This window comes from Deferribacter thermophilus (genome assembly GCF_049472675.1).
Lineage (GTDB): Bacteria > Chrysiogenota > Deferribacteres > Deferribacterales > Deferribacteraceae > Deferribacter > Deferribacter thermophilus.
This window is the reverse complement of record NZ_JAPNXM010000004.1, coordinates 183,685-202,905: the sequence shown is the minus strand read 5'-3', so window position 1 is coordinate 202,905 and position 19,221 is coordinate 183,685. Positions and strand designations below refer to the sequence as shown.

Annotated in this window: 17 protein-coding genes, 1 tRNA gene and 1 pseudogene; 3 read left to right on the top strand and 16 right to left on the bottom strand. The window is 29.5% G+C overall.

The genetic code is table 11. The features are described from left to right. Positions 1-124: 124 nt before the first annotated feature. The 9 genes from OWM07_RS05580 to OWM07_RS05540 all read right to left on the bottom strand — a co-directional run bounded on the left by OWM07_RS05580 (position 125) and on the right by OWM07_RS05540 (position 10,095). Entirely contained in the window at positions 125-2,503 is a 2,379-nt protein-coding gene (locus tag OWM07_RS05580; RefSeq protein ID WP_423302683.1) for a tetratricopeptide repeat protein, read from the bottom strand. Beyond that, positions 2,487-3,671, bottom strand: a complete 1,185-nt coding sequence (locus OWM07_RS05575) for a sensor histidine kinase (RefSeq protein ID WP_423302682.1) — start codon at positions 3,669-3,671, stop codon at positions 2,487-2,489. Before OWM07_RS05575 ends, OWM07_RS05580 begins: the two co-directional genes overlap by 17 nt. Then, positions 3,637-4,068: a ribonuclease HI family protein gene (locus OWM07_RS05570; protein ID WP_423302681.1), complete on the bottom strand. Its 432-nt coding sequence runs from the start codon at positions 4,066-4,068 to the stop codon at positions 3,637-3,639. Before OWM07_RS05570 ends, OWM07_RS05575 begins: the two co-directional genes overlap by 35 nt. Further along, the gene (locus OWM07_RS05565; RefSeq protein WP_423302680.1) at positions 4,049-4,771 is read right to left on the bottom strand and encodes a zinc ribbon domain-containing protein; all 723 of its coding nucleotides are present in this window, start codon (positions 4,769-4,771) and stop codon (positions 4,049-4,051) included. The genes OWM07_RS05570 and OWM07_RS05565 overlap by 20 nt, the downstream gene beginning before the upstream one ends. Continuing rightward, on the bottom strand, positions 4,764-5,882 hold the full coding sequence (locus tag OWM07_RS05560) for a Nif3-like dinuclear metal center hexameric protein (protein WP_423302679.1): 1,119 nt from the start codon (positions 5,880-5,882) through the stop codon (positions 4,764-4,766). The genes OWM07_RS05565 and OWM07_RS05560 overlap by 8 nt, the downstream gene beginning before the upstream one ends. 19 nt (positions 5,883-5,901) lie before the next feature. After that, positions 5,902-5,975 (bottom strand) — tRNA-Ile (locus OWM07_RS05555). Positions 5,976-6,024: 49 nt separating this feature from the next. Then, positions 6,025-7,824: an RNA polymerase sigma factor RpoD gene (gene rpoD / locus OWM07_RS05550; RefSeq protein ID WP_423302678.1), complete on the bottom strand. Its 1,800-nt coding sequence runs from the start codon at positions 7,822-7,824 to the stop codon at positions 6,025-6,027. Then, complete coding sequence (gene dnaG / locus OWM07_RS05545; RefSeq protein WP_423302677.1) at positions 7,821-9,548, bottom strand: DNA primase; 1,728 nt, start codon at positions 9,546-9,548, stop codon at positions 7,821-7,823. Before dnaG ends, rpoD begins: the two co-directional genes overlap by 4 nt. Then, complete coding sequence (locus OWM07_RS05540; protein ID WP_423302676.1) at positions 9,529-10,095, bottom strand: hypothetical protein; 567 nt, start codon at positions 10,093-10,095, stop codon at positions 9,529-9,531. Before OWM07_RS05540 ends, dnaG begins: the two co-directional genes overlap by 20 nt. Positions 10,096-10,198: 103 nt before the next feature. Here OWM07_RS05540 and OWM07_RS05535 point away from each other — a divergent pair, with 103 nt between their 5' ends. After that, positions 10,199-11,131, top strand: a complete 933-nt coding sequence (locus tag OWM07_RS05535) for an ABC transporter ATP-binding protein (RefSeq protein WP_423302675.1) — start codon at positions 10,199-10,201, stop codon at positions 11,129-11,131. Here OWM07_RS05535 and OWM07_RS05530 read toward each other — a convergent pair. The 7 genes and pseudogenes from OWM07_RS05530 to OWM07_RS05500 form a co-directional block, all read right to left on the bottom strand. Beyond that, positions 11,125-11,790, bottom strand: coding sequence for a CBS and ACT domain-containing protein (locus tag OWM07_RS05530; RefSeq protein ID WP_423302674.1), 666 nt, complete (start codon positions 11,788-11,790; stop codon positions 11,125-11,127). The genes OWM07_RS05535 and OWM07_RS05530 overlap by 7 nt on opposite strands. A gap of 2 nt (positions 11,791-11,792) precedes the next feature. Further along, the gene (locus tag OWM07_RS05525; RefSeq protein WP_423302673.1) at positions 11,793-12,947 is read right to left on the bottom strand and encodes a phenylacetate--CoA ligase family protein; all 1,155 of its coding nucleotides are present in this window, start codon (positions 12,945-12,947) and stop codon (positions 11,793-11,795) included. Further along, entirely contained in the window at positions 12,935-13,717 is a 783-nt protein-coding gene (locus OWM07_RS05520; RefSeq protein WP_423302672.1) for an ABC transporter ATP-binding protein, read from the bottom strand. Before OWM07_RS05520 ends, OWM07_RS05525 begins: the two co-directional genes overlap by 13 nt. Continuing rightward, entirely contained in the window at positions 13,718-14,860 is a 1,143-nt protein-coding gene (locus tag OWM07_RS05515) for an ABC transporter substrate-binding protein (RefSeq protein ID WP_423302671.1), read from the bottom strand. Positions 14,861-14,883: 23 nt separating this feature from the next. Further along, entirely contained in the window at positions 14,884-15,936 is a 1,053-nt protein-coding gene (locus tag OWM07_RS05510) for a branched-chain amino acid ABC transporter permease (protein ID WP_423302670.1), read from the bottom strand. Beyond that, positions 15,933-16,817: a branched-chain amino acid ABC transporter permease gene (locus tag OWM07_RS05505; RefSeq protein WP_423302669.1), complete on the bottom strand. Its 885-nt coding sequence runs from the start codon at positions 16,815-16,817 to the stop codon at positions 15,933-15,935. The genes OWM07_RS05510 and OWM07_RS05505 overlap by 4 nt, the downstream gene beginning before the upstream one ends. A gap of 12 nt (positions 16,818-16,829) precedes the next feature. After that, positions 16,830-17,471 (bottom strand): annotated as a pseudogene (locus OWM07_RS05500) (long-chain fatty acid--CoA ligase); the annotation flags it as partial. 49 nt (positions 17,472-17,520) lie between these two features. Here OWM07_RS05500 and OWM07_RS05495 point away from each other — a divergent pair. Continuing rightward, positions 17,521-18,375 carry a hypothetical protein gene (locus OWM07_RS05495; protein ID WP_423302668.1) on the top strand — a complete coding sequence of 285 codons (855 nt, stop codon included), beginning with the start codon at positions 17,521-17,523 and terminating at the stop codon, positions 18,373-18,375. A 10-nt stretch (positions 18,376-18,385) separates the two neighbouring features. After that, positions 18,386-19,216 (top strand): cytochrome c3 family protein, encoded by an 831-nt coding sequence (locus tag OWM07_RS05490; RefSeq protein ID WP_423302667.1) that lies wholly within the window; start codon positions 18,386-18,388, stop codon positions 19,214-19,216. Positions 19,217-19,221: the final 5 nt, after the last annotated feature.

Genomic DNA, 19,221 nt, shown 5'->3' with positions numbered 1-19,221 from the left:
AGTACTTTAATTTTTCCAGAGTTGTATAAGATGCCTCAGCGTTTATAAAATCTTTTCTTAATAGAAAATAGTAAAAACTTATCTCGTATAATTTGTCAAAACTAAAAGCCTTTCTGGAAAGAGCTTACATCCCTTTTAATGCATTATTATACTGCCCTGTTGATAGTAAATACATAATGTTTTGAGCTAATTCAAACTTATCAGTGGAAAAACTTTCAATATTTACAATATCTCCTAACAATATTTTGGCATAAGCTTTATAATGTTTACAGATTCTATTATCATTGATTTGAAAATTATTATTAATTAAATCGTTAAAACAATCAAAATTTGAAATGGCAAGAAACTTTTCATTATCAAAACTGTTTTCATTTTCCTTAAAATAATACGCCAATTTGCCTATTAACTGCTCAAATAAAGTAATATTTTTAGAATTAGCCACTTCAAAAATAACCTCATCATATTTTCCCAAACCTATTTCAGCAAAAAGTTTGGCAAATTTATATATGAGAGGATAATCAATTTTTTCCTTAGCCATTTCATAATTATTTATAGCCAAGTCATATTGATTACTTACTCTATCATTCATCCCTTCTAAATAATAAACAATGGCTTTACCCAAATAAGAATATAAAATAAACTTATTATTTAACAATGAATTATCAAAATACTTAAAAGCATTTTTCAAATCACCAATAGACAAATAACTCAAGCCTAAATTATAACTCACTATAGGATTGTTTTTTAGATACCTTGCTGCCTTTTTAAAATTGGTTAAAGCATCAAAATACTTTTTATTTAAGTATGACTCTACCCCTTTATTGTTATAATAAACACCATTGCTAAATGTAGCAGATTTTTTTAACTCATTAATAGCTTTAAGACTTTCATTATCCTGCAACAACTTATAACCCAAAACTAAAAACTCAACAGATTCATTTGGGTCAACAATCAAAGGTGGCAAAAACAGTCTTAAAACATCCTCAAACTTTCCATCATATCTATACAAAAAACCGATGTCATACAGATTTGGTGCTAAAGTAAAACTGATAGAAGGATTTTGTCTATTATACTTTATATTATCAATTCTGCTTTTAGAGAGCTCTATAAGTTCATCCAAATTTCCCAAATTCCATAAAGCTACAAATTTGTATATATAGTATCTATTTTCAAACTTATCCATCTTTTCAATATATTTCAACGCCTCTTCAAAATCACGATTACTTAATAAATAGTAACTATAGATTAAATAATATTCTGAGTTTTTATTATTAATCTGATTTAAGATATCATTCATCTTATTGAAACTTTTTGTCTTAGCATAATATAAGGCAAGAGCTAATTTATCATAATCATCAGAGAAACTACTTTTTCTTATTAACTGATAGGCAGATTTTTTATCATTTGAATATAACAATAAATGTTTAACATAGAGATACTTAAAAAAAGATGTCCTAATTCTATTATAAGCTGTCTTTATTATTTCCCTTGCATTATTATAATCTTGTTCATTAATTAAAATATCATACTTCAATTTATAATATTTCCCTTCATAAGGGAATTGGTTAATCAACGATGTTACCACCTCTTTTGCTTTTGAAAAGTCACCACTTTTAAAAAGTGCCAAAGCAAATCTAAAGCGATATTCTGGCTTATTGCTAATTTCTATTAATTCTGATAGGACAGAAGCCTCTAAAATATAATCATTTACTGCATTATAATTATCAGCCAATAACCTAAGAGCCTCTTCACTTTTATTAATATCGATTGCCTTTTTTACAAAATCTATAGACTTTTTATAATCTCTCTTATAAAAATAACCTTTGGCAAGATTATAATACTCATCATAACCTTTATTTTTTACCTCCAAAAGATAATTTAGCCCCTTATCTATATCGTTTATACTTATTAAAAAACTACCAAAACTTGACTTAACTAAGTCGTTTTCTTTACCTTTTTCTATAGCCTTTTGAAAATAATAATACGACTTTGCAGTAGCCCCTTTTAAAAGGTATAAGTTTGCTAAATTAATATATGTTTTTACATCATCATATTTTTCAATAATGTTTATAAACTTTTCAGCTTCCACAACCTTATCTTGAGCAATTAAAACTGCTACAAGGTTAATATATGCCTCTTTAAATTCCTTATCATTTTCAATTGCTAACCTAAAATATTTTTCAGCATTCTCTAAATCACCTAACAAATAATAACTAACACCTATGTTATAATAGGCAATCGCTTTATTTTCAGTAACCCCTCTTTCATAATATTCTAAAGCTTCTTTATAATTACCATTTAAAAAAAGCTGATTACCTTTTGATATATTTTCCTTCTTTATTTCTACTACAGGATTGATAGGAAGTTTATTTGTAGCATTATCTTGAAGAACCTTTTTATCTTCTTTACAAGACACTAAAAACAAAAATAAGAATATTATCAAATATTTTTTCATATTATATATTTCGGAAATTAGAAGATAATCTTTAATCTTTTTCTTCATCAAATTTTATCATTTTTATACCATCTAAATATTCTTGATAATCTATTGACTTAACCTCTTGAAGCTTTTTTACAACATCTGAGATATTTTTAATATTTTTATCAATAATTTCAAAAGATTTTGACAAATTTTCATCATTACAAAATTTCTTTAAATACTCCACACTCAATGAAATCCCAAGTAAGTTATTATTAATTATATGATTTAGACTAACAGCTAAAGCAAAAATTGCTTTTAACTTTTCATTTTCAGCAATTTTATCCTGGGCCTCTTTTAACTTTTCAATTATCATTTGGTTGTAAATTTTCATAGATAAATGTTCAGCTAATAATTCTACATAAAGCTTATCATGCTCTTGTAATTTACTATCTACACAGATATGACCATAATAATTTTGATTAAAATATAATGGAAAACAAGTAAATTCCACATTCTTATCATCAAGTTTAAAATTATAATTAAATTCTTTATTACACTTTTTAAAAAAGATAACATTATTAAGAATCTCTTTGAAATCAATTATATTTTCTGGGATATTTGTTGCACATATCTCCTTTTTATTTTCAAAATATTTTAATACAAAAAAGTAGCTTGACTTTATCCTTTTGTCTAAAAACCTTTTTACAGCTTCGTTTAAATTATTCAAATCAAGGTGATTAATTTCTTTTATAAAATGATTAACAAGCTTTAATATATCTATTACTTCACTCAAATGTTTTTTTTCGACTTCAAGCTCTTTAGTTTTACTCAATAATTTATTGTTAGCCTCAGTTAAACTGTTAGCAAGTGCTCTAATTTTTTCATAACTAATTTTATTTTCTATAGCTTCAATTATAATTTCACTCAGTTCATTTTCATCAGACTCAACCTCTACACAATCAAAAAAACCTCCTTTTAAATAAACCCTAATCTCATCTTTAGAAATTTGGCCAAGGTAAATAAAAGATGTATTACAACCACACTCCCTTAAAGAAGATATGAAAGAAATAGGATTTTCAATCAGTTCCTCTGTTAAAAAACAAACTGTTATATCCTCTCTTAACAAAAACCTTTTAGCATCACTTAAACTATCAAGATTAAAAAAATAGTAATTATTTTTATTACATACTGAATGTAGTCTTTTTAATAAATCCCTATTTTGACTTATCAATAACACTTTTACGAGCATATTCTACAGCCTTTTTTGCTAAATTATCTGCAATTTTATTTTCCTCTCTCGGAATATGATGTAATTCATATTCAAACAAACTTAACAAACTAATTACTTTTTCGTATAAATATTTTAAATTTTTACTTTTTACTTTATACAACCCTTTGAGCTGTTTCACTAACAACTCTGAATCTGTAAAGATATTAATTTTTAGATTTTCCTTATCTTTTAAAAATTCCAATGCTCTAATCAATGCGGAATATTCTGCAATATTGTTAGTTGCTAATCCTATATATTCAGAATACTCTTTTAATTTCTCACCATTCTCATTATAAATTACAAAGCCAATTCCAGATGGGCCTGGATTTCCACTAGATGCACCATCGGTGTAAATCTTAATTGTTTTCTTCTTCATCTTCTTTATAGTATAAAAATCTCTGGCAATTTGGACATTGTTGAATATGGGTATTTTTCTTTACCTCAACAAACAATTGTGGAGGTACTTTCATATAACAACCTGTACAAGTCTCATCAATTATTCTTACAATTGCCAGATTGTTCCTTGCCTTTCTTATCCTCTCATATTTTGATAAAATTGATTTTTTAATCTTCTTAACTTGTTCTTCCCTTTTAGCTTTTAAATCATTTAACTCTGAGACCAGCTCCTTATTCTCTTCATCCCTACGAGCTTTATTTTCTTCAAGTTTTTTCTTTGCTTCTTCATATTTTGATGTCAACTCTTCAATATTTTTTTCATACTCTTCAATCTTATCATTTAACTCAAGAAGTTTATACTCTTCATTATTTACATTTTTCTTTAATATATCCAGCTCTTTTAAAACAGCCTCATACTCCTTACTATTTTTAACAGTAGAAAGTTTTTTCTGAGCTTTATCTAATAATGATTTGTTCTCATTATAACTTTTTTCGACTTGTTCTTTTTCCTGTAGATTAGCTTCATAATCTGCCTTAGCTTCTAAATATTTTTTTTCAAGCGTATCAAAAAGCTCCATACTCTCTTTCAAATAAGTAGGGATATTAGCCAATGCTGTTTCTAACTCAGCAATCCTATTATCGATCTTTTGCAACTCAATTAATTCCACCAATTCTTCAAGCATTATCTGGCCTCCAATGATTTATTTTTAATTTACTTTTATAAACAATTGTTTTCACTTTAAATTTTTCTTCTAATAATTTAGCTAAATAGTTCATATAAATAGATTCGCTTTCATAATGCCCTATATCCACAATAACAACACCATTTTCATAGGCATCAACAGCATCATGATATTTCATATCACCTGTCAAAAGCACTTTTATATTTTGTTTTTTACACTCTTTCCAAAAAGTAGCACCACTTCCAGTTACAACAGCAAATTTATCAAAACTAAAATTTTCACCAGAGTTATTATGTGAAATATTATTCAAATTAAACTTTTCAGATAGTAATTTTAAAAACTGCGTAAAATCAATTTCGTTATCAAAGCCACAAACTCTACCTAAAGAATATTCCTCCCCCATTTCCAATTTATAGATATCATAGGCCACTTCTTCGTAAGGATGAACAGCAAGAACAGATTTTAAAACCTTTTCTAAATCTTTCTTTCTTACTATGGTTTCTAATCTATATTCATGTGCTTCTTCAAGTTTTCCAATCTTTCCTAAAAAAGGCGATGTCCCCTCCTCTGGTAAAAAAGTTCCAGTCCCTTCGGTATAAAAAGTGCACTTTGAGTAATTTCCTATTTTGCCTGCACCAGCTGCATCAATAGCATCAATAACTTTATTTTCATAACCTTTAGGGACAAAAACAACAAACTTATAAAAACTCTCTTTTTCAAGATCAGCAAAACCCTTTAAAACTTTAGCACCAACCACATCAGCGATATAATCATTCAAGCTGTAATCTGCCCTATCAAGAACTGTATGATAACTCAGAATATTTAATTGATTCAAAACAGATAAACTTATCTTTTTACCAATCGGATTATATATATCTACCCTCTTAATAGGGCGAAAAAAAAGGGGGTGATGAGTTATCATCAACTCACACCCCTCTTTTATTGCAAATTCTATTGCATCAATTGTTGGCTCTAAAGAGAGCACAATTTTTGATATATTGTTATCATGGACAATTATCTGAATTCCATTGGTATCCCACTCATACTGTCTGCTTAAATAAGAAAAATCGTTTTCAAAGAATCTTATGATATCCTTAGTTTTAATCTCCATCCAACTCTCAAGAAAGAAATGGGCCAACCAGGACTTGAACCTGGGACCTACCGGTTATGAGCCGGTGGCTCTACCGGACTGAGCTATTGGCCCGTAAAAAGCGAAAGCTATAATAATAATTTTTTTTATTTTGTCAACAAATTTATTCCAAAAAAGTTTTTAGGATTCTGCTTCTGGTAGGATGTCTCAACTTTCTTAGCGCTTTAGCTTCTATCTGCCTAATCCTTTCACGAGTAACATTAAATCTCCTACCAACTTCTTCTAATGTATGATCAGAATCACAATCAATACCAAACCTTAATCTTAAAACGCTAGCTTCTCTTGGAGTCAATGTATCAAGTATCGTCCTGGTATGTTCTTTCAATTTCTGATAAACCACTTCATCAAGTGGATTTTTTGCAGATTGATCCTCAATAAAATCGCCCAAGCTACTATCCTCATCTTCACCAATAGGGGTTTCAAGAGAAACTGGTTCTTTTGCTATTTTCAAAACTTTTTTAACTTTTTCTACAGGTATTTCCATCCGTTCAGCTATTTCTTCAGGTGTTGGTTCTTTCCCAAGCTCAATCTGCAACTGTTTTATAGTTCTTATCATTTTATTAATTGTTTCTATCATATGCACAGGTATTCTAATAGTCCTTGCCTGATCTGCAATAGCCCTAGTTATTGACTGTCTAATCCACCATGTTGCATAGGTTGAAAATTTGTATCCTCTTCTGTATTCAAACTTTTCAACAGCTTTCATCAAACCGATATTCCCTTCTTGAATTAAATCTAAAAATTGTAAACCACGATTTGTATATTTTTTAGCAATACTAACAACAAGTCTCAAATTTGCCTCAATTAATTCAGATTTTGCCTTTTCAGCTTCATACTCACCTTCTAAAAGGCTATTATAAATAACTTCTAACTCATTTTTAGAAAAACCTATCTTTTTATAAAATCCATCTAATTTAGATTTTAAAGATATAAATTTATCCTTAAGCATTCTTTTATCTCTAATATTAAAAGATGATGATTCTATTAACTTGTCAACCTCTTCTTCACTTACATCTGATAAATCATTCACATCTTTAAGGCCAATTAGGTTTAAAAACTTTTTTATATCATTTTCACAGTTTGAGATTTCCTCATAGCTTCTCTTAATCTCATTAGCAATTTCAACAATTTTCTTGTAATTTATTTTTATTTCCATAAGTTTATCAGTTATTTCATCTACAGTTTTATTAATTTGATCTTTAATAGTTAATATATTATCAATACTTATATTTTTTGATTTAAGTTTTTTAGTTAATTTGATATTCTCTTTTAATTTAGCAACTATATCATTTAATATTTCTAAAAAATCTTCTTTAACCTGATTTTCTTTTTCATCTTTTAAAACCTGAATCTCATCCTCATCCATATCTTCAAATTCCTCTTCATCAAAATCTATCTCATCACCAATATCAATAATATCTTTTATTCTCAAAGTCCCATCATTAATCTTTTCAGCAATAGACATTATCTCTGAAGCTGTAGTGGGGAAAAGCAAAACACTTCTGATAACCTTTTTCTGACCTTCCTCAATCCTTTTTGCTACCTCAACCTCCTCTTCTCTTGAAAGCAGAGGTATATTGCCCATCTCTCTTAAATATAACCTTACTGGATCATCTATTCCGACACGCTCATCACTTTCTACTACACTAGATTCTGAAGCTTCTAAATCAAAAGACTCTTCATCCTCTTCTAAATCTATATCACTAATAACAACATTCTTACTATTATTATCAATAACATCTATTTTTAATTGAGCCAACAGCATAAAAATTTCATCCAAAAATTCAGGTGTTAAAATTTCTTTAGGTAATATCTCATTTATTTCATCAACAGTTAGAAAACCTTTTTCTTTGCCAAGAGCTATTAACTGCTTTACTTCTGGAGTCTTGATTTTTTTGCTCATATAGATTGAACCTCCAATAATCTCTTCTCAAACTCTTTTTGTCTTTTTATCAACTGATTTATTTCTTTGATTAAATTTGTCTTTTCTTCAGCTGTGTTTGCACTTTTCAACATATTTTGCTTATCTTTTTTCAACTTTTTTAAATAATTCAAATGTATCTTATATTTATTCACTAATGCTTTATAGTAATTATCATCATATTCGTCTTTTAATAAAATTTCGGATAATAATTCTCCCACCTCTGAATCATCCACAAGAAGTTGAATGTTAGCATTTTTATTTAAAAATTCAACAATTTTTTGAAAAATTTTTCTCATCCTTTCATCAAAGAAAAAATCATCTTTCATATCATGAATCAGATTATCTACAACATCTTCAGGCAAACTAAACAAAGCAGCGATAAAATCATATTCACATATATATTTAATTTTACTATCACTTCTTTTTAAAATTTTCTTTGCTAAAGAAAAATCAACCCCCTTTTTTAAAATTTCTGAATCCACATTAAAAGCTTTTGATATTTTATTGATACATTCATCTTTTAAAAATTCATCGTTAATAATGGAAATTTTATTTTGTAAATTTCTCAAATACTTATTTTTTAAATTCAGATTATCACGGCTTTTTTTAACCATCAATTTTATAATTAAATCAAGAAGGTTATGCTTTGATTCCATCAAGTCTAAAAATTTGTCCCTACCATACTTTATTAAAAAACTATCTGGATCCTCCCCTTTTTTCATAAATACTACATTTGGAACAAAACTAACTTTTAGAAAAATATCTAATGTCCTAAATGCAGCATTTTTACCAGCATCATCCCCATCAAACAATAAAATAACTTCATCGGAGTACCTTTTAAGTAAATTTACATGATCCTCTGTAAGTGCTGTCCCCATTGGTGAAACAACATTTTTTATACCATTTTGCCACATCCTTATTACATCCATATAACCTTCTACAACAAACAAAACTCTTATATCATCAGATAAAAAATCTTTTGCTTTATCAAGGTTAAATAATATTCGTCTTTTTGAAAAAATAGGGTTTTCTGGTGAGTTAATATATTTAGGCATTCTATCATCTATTGATCGACCAGAAAAACCAACAACTTTACCTCTCAAGTTCCTAATAGGAAACAACAACCTTTCACTTAATTTAAAATTATATTCACCATCTTTTTCATAAAATAGCCCAGATGAAATAATATCTTCTCTACTATACTTTTTGAGTATTTCTTTAAGTTTGTTGTTATCGTCAATAAAACCTATATCAAACTCATCTATAAGCTCTTCCGATAGCATCCTTTTATCTAAAAAGGATTTAAGAGAAATATTTTCCTTCTTCTTTATAAGCAAATTAGATTTTGAAAAGATCATCAACTCATGATGTAATTCATATAAATTAAAACTAGATTTTGTAGCTACACTATTTATGTTAATAGTGATACCGTATTTTTCTGATAGAAAAGAAACAGCATCCAAAAAGTCATATCCAAAATATTTCATAACAAAAGAGATAGAATTACCAGAAGCACCACAGCCAAAACAATGAAAAACACCTTTTTCTTCAGATACATAAAAAGATGGTGTTTTTTCACTATGAAATGGGCATAATCCTCTATGATTTTTACCAGTTTTTTTTAATTCAACATATTCTGATACTAAATCTACGATATTAATATTCTCTAAAAGTACAGAAACACTATCTTCCGATATTCTCATCGATAATCACATCTTCTAAAATTTTTCTAAAAGTTGTATAGTTGTCTATAAATGGAGCATACCCAGCATTTTCTATCAAGTGGAAAGAAACCCCGTGCAATATCATCCCAATTTTTAAACAAAAATCAAGAGGGATTATTTTGTTACTATCACCATATATTATATAAATCTTATTATCTTTAACAATCTGCTCATTAAGAAAAACAGGTTTTATGTTATCAAATTTCAAGTTTTTATTTAAACATTCTTTATCAATGCCAGTTTTTTCAGAATACAAACTTATCAATTTGTCGATATCACTATTACGATCAAAAAATAAGTCAAAATCCAAATAAGGTGTAATTAAAATGATTATTTTATTTTTCAATAATGATAATTTATCTAAAGCAAGTAAACATCCACCACCAAAACATATTATAAAGTCGTAATTTTCCAAATTATTTTCATTGTAAGATACATCATTAAAGTAATTTTTAAGAAAGAAAAAATACTTATCAAATAATCTGTTATTACAGAAAAAATCATTAAGAAATAAAAGTTTTTCCATTAAAATTGAACCATCTTTTTTATTTTTATAGATAGTAATTGAAAGTAAAAATTCATTTTATAAAAATATAGACAATATATTTTTTTTCAATTAAAAATTTATCATGATTAAAATAAAAAATTTAAAAGTAAAACACCTTAAAGAAGATTTTATTATACTTAGAAATGTCAATCTACAAATTCAAAAAGGTGAAATTTTAGGTATAGCTGGTGAATCTGGCTCTGGAAAGTCAATTTTAGCAAAAACACTTTTAGGTTTAATAAAAAAACCTTTGATATACCAGTATGATAAGCTGTTAATAAATAATACTGAAATAAAATCTCCTGAAGATTTCAAAAATATTAGGGGTAAAACAATATCAATGATTTTTCAAAACCCTACTGCCTCTCTTAACCCAGTGCTTACAATTGGAGAACAATTAATAGAAACTATACAGCTACATCAAAACTGTAGTAAAGACATAGCAAAAGATATAGCCATTTCCTTATTGGAACAAGTGGAAATAGATTTTCCTAAAGAAAGGTTAAAAAGCTACCCACTAAATCTTAGTGGTGGTATGAACCAACGAGTTATGATAGCATTAGCTTTAGCAAGCAATCCAAAGATTTTAATTGCTGATGAACCTACCACTGCATTAGATATAACAACTCAAACTAAAATAATTAATTTAATAATGAAATTAAAAAAAGAGAAAAATCTAACAGTCATCTTTATTTCTCATGATTTAGGACTATTAGAAAAAATTTGTGATAGAATTCTTATTTTATACGCTGGAGAAGAAATGGAACTACTTTCTAATATCCAGATAACAAACAATAAAATAAAACATCCCTACACTGTTGCACTGAGAAAAAGTATCCCTAATATAGAAGAAAAACCAGAATATTTATACTCAATCCCTGGTCAAATTGAAAAAAATTCAACACTTTATGATAATAAATGCATCTTTTATAATAGATGTAGTAAAAGGATAGAAATGTGCAGACAAAATAAACCTGAATTTAAAAATAATATCAGATGCTTTAACCCTTATTGAATTTCATCCATCCACAATACACTCGTAACATCAAAACCATTGTTTTTTATTTCATCTATACACTTATTAATTTTATCATTATCCCCATTAATTCTAATTACTAAATCTCTTAAATTTGGTTTATCTTTTATATAGAATGTTGCTAAGCTAATTATATTTAACTCAAATTGTTTAATAATTTTTGCTAAAACAGCTATTGCTCCTGGTCTATCCTCTACCAAAATATTGACTCTTACACCCTTTTCTCTTATCCCCATTGCCACAACAAAAACATCAAACACATCAACAGCTGTTATTAAACCTACTAACTTTCCATTTTCATCAACAACTGGTAATCCGCCAAACCTTTTATCTCTCAAAATAATGGCTGCCTTTTCAATGGGATCATCAGGAGAGACAGTTATCACATCCATTGTCATTGCATCTTTTACTTCGTATCTTGCCAAAACATTATGTAACTCATATATATCCAAAGTACTTGCTTTAGATGGAGAAAAATCCTTAATATCTTTCTCAGTTATTATTCCTACCAATTTGTCACCTTCTAATACAGGGAGTCTTCTAAACCCATGTTCTCTCATAAGATGAAGCGCATCCAATATTGTATCATTTTTATTAACAGTCACTATATCCTTTTTCATCCAATCTTTGACAAACATGTTTACCTCTCTTTGAGATACTCACGCTTATCAAGTATCTCATTTTTATTTATATCTTCATCAATTTTAACATCCTTTAATGATAATTTAAATCTCTCTTTAAATTTTTCATATACATCATGTACATTTTTATTAATAATCAAAACTAAAGAATCAACTCCATCTTTAAAAACTACCTCTAACCTACCATTTACCCCAAGGTTATTGCAAAACTCATCAAAATCCCATTGATGAACAAAAACCCCTTTTACTTTAACCGAGTTATCAACTCTGCCAAATATTCCAAGCAACCTAGGTATCTCTCTATCACACTTACATTTTTCCAAAGTATATTTTGACAAATCACCTGTTGCATATCTAATTAAAGGGTACTTTGGATTTAATAATGTCACTAAAACCTCACCAATCTCACCCTCTTTTACATGATAGCTGTGATCAACACTGAGAACTTCAACAAATAAATCATTATCTAAATGCATCCCATCTTTATACTCACATTCTGTTGCTATCAAACCAACTTCTGCAGTCCCATAACCTTGATATATATCGATTTTATACTTTTCGCTTAAATATTTCCTCTCTGCTTCGGTAATCTTTTCGGCAATTAAATAAGCCTTTAACAAAGGATTATTTTCACCTAAAATTTCTAATACCTTTCTTAAAAAAGTTTTTGTCCCAATAAAAGCTGTTGCATCGATATGTTTTATTATATCAGCACATTTTTCGCTACTAGTTGGTCCTAAAGGAAAAACTGTAGCACCAATCTTCTCACAGGCTTCTTCAAACATCTCACCTGCAGGAGTTAGATGATAAGAAAATGTATTTATAATTATATCACAGGGGCCAAAGCTCGATATTTCCAATGCCTTATAAAACCTATACTGGTCGTATCTATCAAACAAACAGTTAAAAATCCCACCTGGAGATTCAAAAATTCTAAGAGGGCAATCTTCAAATAAACTAAGAAAATTTTTAAAATCTTTTGATAAATCAGCTAAATCCTTCCTATTAATTGGCTTAATTTTGTTAAAATCATCATAATTTTTTATATCATCTAATATCAAACCTGATCTATCAAGCTGAAATTTTAAAAATGGGTGGTTAGAATTCTTTTTTAAAAAAGACAATGTCTCTTCAAAATTACCTAAGATAGCCACCTTTTTCTCCTTCTGTAATGCTTTACATCCTTAAAACTTTTTTTACTACCAATACCAAGATAAAATTCCCTTACATCATCATTATCCATCAAATCTTTCGAACTTCCTTCCAAAACTATTTTACCATTTTCCATAATATAACCGTAATCAGCTACAGATAAGGCCATTTTCGCATTCTGTTCTACTAATAGTATAGCTGTTTTATCCACTTTGTTCAACTTTTCTATAATTTTAAATATCTCTTTTACAAGTAATGGGCTAAGTCCCAAACTTGGCTCATCCATCAAAATCATCTTTGGATTAGCCATTAAAGCTCTACCAATTGCAAGCATTTGCTGCTCACCACCACTCATAAATCCAGCTAACTGTTTTCTTCTCTCTTTTAGTCTTGGAAAATAGGTATAAACTTTATCTAAATTCCCTTTATAATGTGAACCCTTTTGCGTATAAGCACCTGCTATCAAGTTTTCTTCAACGGTTAAATCTTTAAAAACTCTTCTACCTTCCATTACCTGAAAAATCCCAAGCTTCACAATCTCAGCAGCATCTTTCTTATCTATTCTTTCACCATTAAAATAAATCTCACCATCAGTAATCTCACCATTGTCAGGTCTTAACAAACCAGATATAGCTTTTAGTGTTGTTGATTTTCCAGCACCATTAGAACCGAGGAGAGCAACTATGCTGCTCTCCTCAACTTTTAATGATAACCCTTTTAAAACCAAAATAACATCATTATAAACTACTTCGATATTATTAACTTGTAGCATTTACTCCACCGAAATATAATCTGTTAATGGTTTAATCTCGCCATTTTTTATTTGATAAATTCTTAATGCTCTTACACCCTTATGACTTTCTGAAGTAAATGTAACTGGAGCAGTTAATCCCATTGTGTCAAAATTTCTCATTGACTCATAAACCCTTTTTAAGTTTTCACCAGAATAATTTTTATTTGCAAGTTTAAGGCCTGACAGTAAAACATACATACTGCTAAAACCTTGGATATAATTAATTTCTCTATATGTCACATCTGGATGATATTTTTTATTGAGCTCATGAAGTAGCTTAACACCTTTAACATCAGTATCTGTCCAAAAAGCAAAAGGAACTGTGCCTAAGAACCCATTTGCAGCATCTCCAGCCAATTTTATTAATGTCTTTCCAAAAGTCCAGTTAAAACCAATAAATTTTGTTTTAATACCAAGTTTCTTAGCATCCTTTAATATAGTTGAAGTTGCCATATAAGTTTCTTGTACTAAAGCAAATTCTGGATCTTTTTTCGACATATTCAATAGCTGACTTGTAGCATCTAGCGCTTTTAATCCTACAACCTCTTTATCAACAACTTTAACACCTATTTTTTTAGCATACTCTTCACCGTCAGGAAAAAATGGTGATCTACCAAATCCTGTATCATTGTAAATAAATGCTACAGTTTTTTTAGCCCCGTTTTCCTTTATATACTTTAATGCAATCCTAGCTTGATCAGAGTATGTTACACCTACTAAAAAATTATATGGATTCTTCTTAGCATCTGTAAGATGCTCAGAATAAGATGCACTAAAATATGGTATCTTATCTTTTGAAATAAATTTTGTTAATGCTTCAGTATCACCCGTGCCCCAGCCATGGATTGCCACAACTTTTTCCCTTTTAAATTTTTTATAAGCAGAAATAGCTTGAGGTATTTTGTAACCGTAGTCAATCATAACAAGCTCGATCTTATCACCGTTTAACCCGCCATTTTCATTAAACCACCTAACACAATCCCTAATTCCATCAGCATAAGGCTTACCCACATCTGCAGTTGGTCCTGTTAGATCAACAAGTGCCCCAACTTTAACTGTTTTTGCAAAACTAAAAGCTGCAAAAAATACTATAATTATTGCTACATAAAAACATCTTCTCATGACATCCTCCATAAATTTTTATATTAGTAAGAAAATGGCCAAAGCTTCCAATAAGCTTTAATCAGCTTCCACCTTCTATAAAGCCCTTCTGGTTCAAACATTAAAAACAGAATTATTACAAGCCCAAAAACCCCCTCTCTGATAAAAGCAAACAGCTGTGTAATATTTGGATAAAACTGCGAAAAATAATCTGAAATAAATTTTATGGATTCTGGCAATAATGTCATAAATATTGCACCAAAAATACTTCCCAATATTTTACCTAACCCGCCAATTATAATCATTGAAAGATATTGTATTGATACTCCAATGGTAAAATGCTCAGGAGTAATTATAGTAGTATAAAAAGTCCACAATCCACCTGCAATCCCTGCGTAAAAACTACTAATAGCAAACGAAAGGATTTTATACTGAAAAATATTAACCCCCATTACCTCTGCAGCGATATAATTATCTCTAATACTTAAAAACGCTCTCCCTATTTTTGTTCTCATTATGTTTGTAGCAAATAAAGTCATTACTATACAAAAAATAAGTCCCAGATAATAAAACTTAAAATCATTATCTATACTTATCCCAAAAAATGACGCATAATCTACTGATAAACCTGTAACCCCTCCAGTAATAGATTCCAACCTTACAAAAAGAAATTCTATTATAAATTGAGCTGCTAGCGTAGCAATTGATAAATAAAGCCCTTTTAATCTAAGAGAAGGAATACCAAAAATACTACCAACAAGAGCTGTCATTAGGCCACCAAACAAGATAGCTACAATAAAATTAACATGAAGTGTATTAAATATATATCCAGCTGCATAGGCTCCCACACCAATGAAAGCTCCATGCCCAAGCGATATTAAGCCTGTCGCACCTGTTAAAATATTTAGACCAACAGCACCAATCACAGAAATAAAAATTAAATTAAAAATATAAAGGAAATACTCATTTGCAACTAAAGGAACAAAAAATAGCAAAATTGTAAATCCATAAATCATTAATTTAGAAAAAGTTGTTTGGTATAAAGCAAAGTCATCTTTATAAGATGTCTTATAATTGCCACAATTAATATAATTCATACCTTTTCTACCTCAACTGTTCCAAACAATCCATAAGGTTTTATCATCAAAATAATAATCATAAATATAAAAGGGAAAACCTCTTTAGCTCCACCACCAATCAAAGGATCAACATATCCCCCAATGAGATTTTCCAAAACTCCTATAACTATTCCCCCAATAATTGCACCAGTAATACTATCGAGCCCCCCTAATATCACTGCAGGAAAAACTTTTAATCCAAATTGAGAAAGATTGGTATTTACTCCATTAATATTTCCCACAAAAACACCACCAATGGCTGATACCACAGCAGCAATAGCCCATGCTAAAGCAAAAACTTTTTTAATCTCTATCCCCATTGAAAGAGCTGCCTGCTGATCGCTTGCCACTGCCCTCATTGCAACCCCATATTTCGATTTTTTAAAAAACAATGAGAAAAGAGCTAAAGAAATTGCAACAAACAAAACAGAATAAATATACACCTGACTTATTTTCACTCCTAAAATATTCACTGGTTCTGATGAAAATACCTGGGGAAACACTCTGGTATCAGTCCCCCAAAAAATCTGAACAATTGATTTTAACAAAGAAGATAGACCAATAGTTAACATAATTATTGAAATTATAGGCTCTCCAATCATCCTTCTTAAAAAAATCCTTTCGATTAAAAAGCCAAAAGCAAACATAAACAAGAAGGTTAATATAAAAGAAGGGATAAATGGAACTTTAAAACTGGTTATAAAATAAAGACATATATATCCACCAATCAATAACAACTCACCTTGAGCAAAATTCACAACCCCCGTAGCTTTATAAATTAAAGTAAACCCCAGTGCCAGTAATGCATAAATACTTCCTATAACAAGACCTGTTATAAATAAATTTAAAAACAGTTCCATAAACCTTCTCCACTAATCTAAATAATAAATTTTTAAATTGGTTTTAATTACCCTTTCCCTTCCATCCTGTAGTCTAATGGTAGCTTCCACATCTATATTGGTTAAGTCAGAATACATTGCATCTACAATCTCTTGATACTTCTCTTCTATAAATCCCCTTCTCACTTTTCTTGTTCGAGTTAACTCTCCATCATCAGCATCAAATTCTTTATACAAAAGTATAAATTTTTTAATTTTATGCTCTTTCTTAAGCTGCTCATTAACTTTTCTGACTTCTGATGCAATCAAATCATAAACTTCATCTTTTGCTGATAAATCGGTATAAGTTGTATATGCTATTTTCCTATTTTCTGCCCACTTACCTACAATTCCAAAATCGATATTCAAAATTGTTGTAATATATTCACGGTTATTACCTAAAACTACGGCCTCTTTAATGTAAGGGCTAAATTTTAGTTTATTTTCAATAAATTGTGGGGAAAACATTGTCCCATCATTTAGATACATCAAATCTTTCTTTCTATCGATAACAACTAACTTACCATTTTCATCAAAATAGCCAGCATCACCCGAATACAACCATCCATCCCTTAAAGTCTCACTTGTAGCTTTTTCATCTTTAAAATACCCTTTAAAGACAGCTGGCCATCTCGACTTCAAGCTCGGAAGGCAATTTGTTTCCACAACTGCAGGCGCTTCTGTAATGGATGGTCTTTATCTAAAACTGAAAAATATTAAATCTTTTTCCTTTAAGCTGTTTGGTGGTGGTGATGTAAAATACGATGAAAACTATTCTGCTGATGATTTAATTTTTGGAGGTGAGGTATCAGGTGATTTCTTTAGTAAAAAACTTCATCTTGCTCTTTCCTATGTAATTAAATTAGATGGTGCCTACATTACAAAAGAATTAGCAGGCTTTGAAGCTGAATATGAAATCCCAAATATCATAAGATTTTATAATGAAACCCAATACAACCTAATAAACGAAAATATCTCATATAATCTTATAGGCTTTAGGTATTTTAGAAATCCAAAATGGTCTTTGACTATGGAATATTTATATTCATTACCTGTATTTGAAACTACTTCAATCTATTCTGTATTTGCCGTTGATGAATATGAAGAGTTTTATACTGAGCTAACTTACAATTTTACTGATTCTATACACACATACTTCACATATACAAGAGAATTTTATGAAGAATATTCTGATGCAAATGTTTATGAAATTGGAATTGAAAAATTAAGAACAAACAAATTTAAAGGATATGCCGCATTAACTTATCGTGACGATGAAGATGGTGGTGATTTAAAAGGGGTTAAGTTGTTTGGTTCGTATTTCTTCCACAGATATGCTGATGTTGGAGCTGGGATTCATTATGATATTGTTGAAAGATCTTTAGAAGACTACGATGATACCACCAGTAAGAGATATTGGATTGTAGTTACTTCCTACTTTACTAAAAAGATTTATACCGATGTCAAATTGGAAAGGATAGAGAGTGCTCGATACGATTATTATGATTCAGCAAAATTCAAGTTAAACATTATCTTTTAAGGGAGGACTTATGAGTAAAAAAATATTTATTACACTACTGTTATTATTTGGGTTGAGTTTTTCTCTCTCTGCCTTGCAGTTTGACCATGACAAACACTTGAAAACTCTGGAAGGGGAAGAATGCTCTGTATGTCATAAAGTGGATACTGACAAATCGGTAAAACCATCTAATAATACCTGCTTAGATTGTCACGATAAGGGATTTGTTGAAAGTGTAAAATTTCCTGGTTTAAAAACTCATTATGGTGTTAATTGGGCAATAAAGCATAAAGTTGAAGCTAAAATGGATAAATATGACTGTAACGCTTGTCATAAACAATCATTTTGTATGGACTGTCATAAAGGTGGTTTTGCTGATGAAATACCTGGTATTTCTGACAGCCCTGTAAATGTTCATAGATCAGACTTTATCGTGGCTCACCCACTTTATGCTAAAAGTGATCCAAACTCTTGTCAATCATGCCACGAAGTAAAATTCTGCAGTGATTGTCATGAAAAATTCTCTGATGAAGATCTTCAAATAGAATCCCACAGAAAAGGTTGGAGCAATCTTCAAACAAGCCCTTCAGGGCCAGCACACTCTCAGTTTAACGAGTATCAATGCCAAACATGTCATACAAACTCAGTATTACCATCTCATGAATGGTCAAATAACCACGCAAGAGAGGCTAGAAAAAACCTTGCTACTTGTCAATCCTGCCATTCAGATGGTGATACTTGTTTGAAATGTCATAGTGCAAGAACAGGTTTGATGGTAAATCCTCATCCAAAAGATTGGGATGATATAAAAGATAATATTAGAAAAGCAACAAATGGTAAAACTTGTAGAAAATGCCATTAACAAAT